Annotated in this window: 6 protein-coding genes; 4 read left to right on the top strand and 2 right to left on the bottom strand. The window is 71.3% G+C overall.

Going from position 1 to position 5,324, the window contains the following annotated elements:
- Positions 1–57: 57 nt before the first annotated feature.
- Positions 58–1,254 carry an NAD-dependent epimerase/dehydratase family protein gene (locus IY392_RS15515; protein ID WP_231750348.1) on the top strand — a complete coding sequence of 399 codons (1,197 nt, stop codon included), beginning with the start codon at positions 58–60 and terminating at the stop codon, positions 1,252–1,254.
- Positions 1,251–2,384 carry a lysophospholipid acyltransferase family protein gene (locus IY392_RS15510; RefSeq protein ID WP_194861688.1) on the top strand — a complete coding sequence of 378 codons (1,134 nt, stop codon included), beginning with the start codon at positions 1,251–1,253 and terminating at the stop codon, positions 2,382–2,384. Before IY392_RS15515 ends, IY392_RS15510 begins: the two co-directional genes overlap by 4 nt.
- 72 nt (positions 2,385–2,456) lie before the next feature.
- On the opposite strand, the gene IY392_RS15505 is transcribed toward IY392_RS15510, so the two are convergent.
- On the bottom strand, positions 2,457–3,572 hold the full coding sequence (locus tag IY392_RS15505) for an HAD family phosphatase (RefSeq protein ID WP_194861687.1): 1,116 nt from the start codon (positions 3,570–3,572) through the stop codon (positions 2,457–2,459).
- Between the two features lie 71 nt (positions 3,573–3,643).
- On the opposite strand from IY392_RS15505, the gene IY392_RS15500 reads away from it, so the two are divergent.
- Positions 3,644–3,913 carry a glutaredoxin family protein gene (locus tag IY392_RS15500; protein ID WP_107757336.1) on the top strand — a complete coding sequence of 90 codons (270 nt, stop codon included), beginning with the start codon at positions 3,644–3,646 and terminating at the stop codon, positions 3,911–3,913.
- Between the two features lie 22 nt (positions 3,914–3,935).
- Here the strand turns inward: IY392_RS15500 and IY392_RS15495 are convergent, their stop codons facing one another.
- Positions 3,936–4,343, bottom strand: coding sequence for an HNH endonuclease (locus IY392_RS15495; RefSeq protein WP_194861686.1), 408 nt, complete (start codon positions 4,341–4,343; stop codon positions 3,936–3,938).
- Positions 4,344–4,759: 416 nt separating this feature from the next.
- Here IY392_RS15495 and hemA point away from each other — a divergent pair.
- A partial coding sequence (gene hemA / locus IY392_RS15490) for a glutamyl-tRNA reductase (protein WP_194861685.1) occupies positions 4,760–5,324 on the top strand: 565 nt, incomplete at its 3' end.

Raw genomic sequence — 5,324 nt, 5'->3', positions numbered from 1 at the left:
GGGCGGGGGCGCGGACCGGGCAACGGAACGCGGGGGTCCCCCGCTACAGTGGTCTGGGTGAACCCCGAAGCGCCAACCCGTCGGCCCGCCCGGGCGGTCGCCGTCGTGGGCGGGAGCAGGTACCTCGGTGCCCACCTCGTGGGGATGCTGCTCCGGACCGAGACCGTCGAGCGCGTGCTGGCGATCGACTCGGTCAAACCGTCGCCGCAACACCGCCGCCGGATGCGGGACGCCGAGTTCGTCCGGCTCGACCCCCAGTCGCCGCGTCTGCAGAGCATCCTGCGGGACGCCGGCATCGACACCGTGGTCCACGCCGGGCTTCACCACACCGATTTCGCCCCGGGCGGCCGCGCCGCCGTCAAGGAGGCCAACATCATGGGCTCGATGCACGTGATCGCGGCCTGCGGCCGGGCCGCCAGCGTCAAGCGGTTCGTGCTGATCTCCTCGACCACCGTCTACGGCTCCTCGGGTGTGGACCCGGCCATGTTCACCGAGGACATGGCGGCCCGCCGCCAACCCAGCGGAGGCATCCCCCTGGACCACCTGGCGGTCGAGGGGTACGTCCGGGGCATGTCCCGTAAGCGGCCGGACATCGACGTGACCATCCTGCGGATTCCGGCGATCCTCGGCCTTCCCGAGCCCACGGTGTTCGGGGAACTGCTCGCGCCGTCGATCGCCCCCGTCCTGGCGGGGTACGACCCGCGCATCCAGCTGCTGCACCCGCAGGACGCACTCGACGCGCTCCTGCACGCCACCCAGGGTGCCGCGCCGGGGACGTTCAACATCGCCGGAGACGGGGTCCTCACGCTGAGCCAGGCGATCCGGCGGGCCGGGCACGTCCCGCTGCCGGTGCCGCCGCAGACGTTCAAGCTCGCCGTGCGTCTGTTGTCCAGTCAGGGCCTGCGCGACATCGGTTCCTCCCAGCTGCGGTACCTGCGCTTCGGGCGCGCCGTGGACACCACACGCATGCGCCGGGAGTTCGGCTTCACACCCAGGTACTCCACCGAGGAGGCGCTGCACTCCTACCTCGTGGACTCCGGGACGGAGCCACTGATCACCCGCGCCTCGCTCGAGCGCCAGACCGCCAAGGTCGCCGCCCTGCTCCCGGCCCCGGTGGCCGACCGGCTCCGTTCGGGGGTCGACACCACCCTGTGCGAGCTCGAGGCACTCGGGGCGCTGCCCGACCCGCACGAGGCCGATGCGCACGAGGCCGACGCGCACGAGGCCGACGCTATCCAGGAGGAGGCGCTGTGAGGGGCCCTGAATTCGACCTGAGCCAGCCACTCGGTGGGCCCCGCTGGGGGGAGGGCCGCCGCGATTCACGGAGTTCCCGCATCGTGGGTGAAGGTTTCCTCGGTGAGACCACCCCCGGTGATGCCGCCGCCACCGAGATCGGCCGGATCGTCGACCGGTTCCTCACCGCGGTGCGGGACTCCCTCGGCCAGGTCATCGAGGCACTGCCCGTCGACGCCGAGGTCATGGGACCCGTCCGCGAGGCCGCGCGGGGTGTCGACGTGATGCTGGCGACCGGCGACGTCAGCGCGCTGTCGGGGTTGGTCGACACGATCAACGGGATCGGCGAGCTGATCGCCACGCGGCTCACCGGCGGCTACGAGGTCGACGAGTTCGGTTTCGACGAGCACTTCCACGAGAACGTGTGGCTGCCGATGTGGCGTCCGCTGTTCGAACACTGGTTCCGGGTCGAGGTGATCGGCGCCGAGAACGTCCCGGCGGAGGGCGCCGGGCTGATCGTCTCCAACCACGCCGGCGTCCTCCCGCTCGACGCCATGATGACCACCGTCGCCGTCCACGACCACGCGGGACGCGCCCTGCGGCTACTGGCCGCCGACCTGGCGATGACGCTTCCCGTGTCCGCGCCACTGGCGAGGCGGGCCGGGGCGACCCTGGCCTGCGCCGCCGACGCCGAGCGTCTGCTCGAGAGCGGACACGTGGTCGCCGTGTGGCCCGAGGGCTACAAGGGACTGGGCAAGCCGTTCTCGGACCGGTACCGGCTGCAGCGCTTCGGCCGCGGGGGGTTCGTCTCCACCGCATTGGACGCCGGCGCGCCGATCATCCCGTGCTCGGTCGTCGGGTCGGAGGAGATCTACCCCAAGATCGGCGAGTTCTCCCCGCTGGCGCGCCTGCTGGGGGTCCCGTACCTGCCCATCACACCGACGTTCCCCCTGCTCGGCCCCCTCGGTGGGATCCCGCTGCCCACCAAGTGGGCCATCGAGTTCGGCGAACCCATCGAGACCTCCCACCTCGGGCCGGACGCCGGCGACGACCCGATGATCGTCTTCGAGATCACCGACCAGGTCCGCGAGACCATCCAGAACACCCTGTTCCGCAACCTCGCACGTCGCGGGAGCGTCTTCTTCGGCTGAGCCGCGCGGCCGCGCTCGCCGGCGGGGGTCTGCTGGCGGTTCGGGTCTGGTGGCGGTTCGGGGGCGGTCGGGTCAGAAGATCCGTCGGATCTGGTCGATGGTGCGCACGCCGTACGAGGATTTGACGGCCGCCCGCGCGCCGGCCAGCCCGCCCACCGCGAGCACACCCGGGACCGCCTTCTTGGCGGCCTTGCGCACGGTGCGGAAATCCTTGATGTCCCAGCCGTTCTCCGAGGCGTACTTGCGGAGCCGCCCGTCAGGGTTGATGGCCACCGGGTGGCCGACCATCGTGAGCATGGGCATGTCGTTGAAGCTGTCCGAGTACGCGTAACACTTGGACAGGTCGAAGCCCTCGGCCTCGGCGAGGGTGGAGATGGCGTGCGCCTTACCCGGCCCGTGGAGGATGTCGCCCACCAACCGGCCCGTGTACACGCCGTCCTCCTCCTCGGCCACCGTGCCCAGCGCACCCGAGAGTCCGAGCCGCGACGCGATCACCCGCGCGAGCATGACCGGCGTCGCGGTGACCAACCAGACCTGCTGACCGGCGTCGAGGTGCATCTGGACCAGCGAGCGGGTGCCGGGCCAGACGCGGTCGAGCATCGAGGTGTCCACGACCTCCTCGCTCAGCGCGGTCAGCTCTGCGACGGTGTGACCCTTGACGAAGTTCAGGGCCTTCTCGCGGCCCGCCGCCACATCCTCGGCGTTCTCCTTGCCGGAGACCCGGAACTTGACCTGCGACCACGCCATCGACGCCACGTCCTGCGCGGTGAAGAACTTGTGCTTGGCCAACCCGCGGGCGAGCAGGATGATCGAGGCGCCCTGGATGAGGGTGTTGTCCACGTCGAAGAACGCCGCCGCCTGCGGGTCGGGGACGAACTGCGTCGCGGCGTGGTCGTCGAGGTCCTCGGCGGTGGCGTCGGCGAGCGGCGGGCCCGGCTCGGCCCCGGGTTCGAGCTTGACCGCGTTCCTGGCCGAGGCCTCGCCGGCGACGCGCTGGTCGCGGTGGTTGCGACGGCGCCAGATCAGTCGGCCGATGGCACTGGTGACGTCCGCCCGCCCGGGAAGCCGGAGACGGGTGCCACCTGCGTCCGGGTCCGGGTCCGACTCCACGATGGGGTCTGAATCCGACGCCGGGTCCGGATTCGAGGCCGGGTCTGAGTCATCGGCGGCGTCGGTGTGGTCGTTCACCGGGTGGACCTCCTAGTGGGGGTGGGACCCCATCCTAGGGGAGCCCGGAGGGGGTCGGGCACTATCAGTGCATGGTGCACACGGTGACCCTGCTTACCCGCGAGGGCTGCGGAAGCTGCGTCCGCGTCCACGGCCAGCTGCTGCCGCTGTGCGCCCGCGCGCGCGCCCGGCTCGAGGTGGTGGACGTGGACCGTGCCGCCGATCCCGAGCTCGCGGTGGAATACGGGGACCGCCTGCCCGTGGTCCTGGTGGACGGTGCGGAGCACTCGTGTTGGGAGGTCGACGACGACGAGCTGAGCGCCGACCTCGCCGCCCCCGAGCCGTTTGGTGGCTGGGACTGAACCCTCGCCCACCGGGCTCGCGCTACTCGTCGGCTCGCAGGGCCCGCAGGATCGTCGCGTGCCGGACCAGGAACGTGCGCTCGTCGAGTTTCTTGCGCCGCAGCCACCCGGTGACCTCGCTGTTGTGCTTGCTCGCGTTGCAGGAGGCGCACGCGGGGACCACGTTCTCCAGCGTGTAGCGACCGCCTCGCGACACGGGCATGACGCAGTCGCGCTGAAGGGCCGGGCTCGGCGAACGGCAGTAGGCGCATCCGGCCCACGCGTGGAGGAGGTCGGCCCACTGCGACGCGGTGAGGTCGTTGTCGACGCGCGAGAGGCGTCGCTGCCGTCGCTTCGCGTACCTGGCGCGGGACGCCCGCCCGGACCCACGTCTCGACGGGGACGCGGTGGTGGAGGACGGGGTCGCGGGGGACCTGCGGCGAGGCGGCACCGCTTGACCGTACGTCGCCTCCGCGTCCCCGGCGGTGGGGTGGCCGCGCGTGCCGCGACATGGGCCAGAGCGGCCGAGGGGCCGCGTCGCTCATGGTGGCCGCACGCCGTCACCCGGGCATAGCATCCGGCCCGGCGACGGTTTTGTCCCGGGGTGCCAAGCGGGTTACGGTGGAGTTCGTTGCGGGTCGAACGCAGGCCCAGGCCACGGCCGTCCCGGCAGGGGTTCCCATGGGGAATCGTCCTGCGTGCAGCCGTGCAGACCGACAGGAGACGACCGACTGTGGACCACTGTTCCGGCTGTGCGTTCAGTGTCGTCCCGCGGTTGACGGTGTCCCGAGTCGTTGTGCCCCGAGTTGACGCGACGGTGTCCATTCTGGCATGGGTGCCAACGGCACTCGCGTCCGGGGGTCGGTCGTGAGCATTCTCCTGGTGGGTCTGTCCCACCACAGCGCCCCGGTCGCCCTGTTGGAGTCGGTCGCGGTCGCGGAAGCCGACCGCGACGCCCTCACCGAGAGCCTGATCAGTGGCCGCCACGTCGACGAGGCGATGATCGTCACCACCTGTAACCGCGTCGAGGTCTACGCGGCGGTGGAGGCGTTCCACCCGGCGCTCGACGACGTGGTGGATCTGCTGTCGCGGCATTCGGGCCTCTCGGCCGAGGAACTCAGCCGCCACCTCTACGTCCGCTACTCGGAGTCGGCGGCCGAGCATCTGTTCTCGGTGGCGTCGGGCCTGGACTCGATGGTGGTGGGCGAGCAGCAGATCATCGGGCAGATCCGTACCGCCTACCAGTCCGCGTCCGATATCGGCGCGGCGGGCACGACCTTGCACCGACTCGCTCAGCAGGCCCTCCACGTGGGCAAACGAGTCCACACCGAGACGGGAATCGACTCGGCCGGGTCCTCGGTGGTGTCGGTGGCGCTCGACCGCGCCGCGGAGATCCTCGCCGAGGTGGACACCGCCGGGACCGCCCCCGCGG

This window comes from Dietzia sp. SYD-A1, from assembly GCF_015356725.1.
Classification (GTDB): domain Bacteria; phylum Actinomycetota; class Actinomycetes; order Mycobacteriales; family Mycobacteriaceae; genus Dietzia.
The sequence above is the reverse complement of the archived record's forward strand: the minus strand, read 5'-3'. Positions and strand labels throughout refer to the sequence as shown.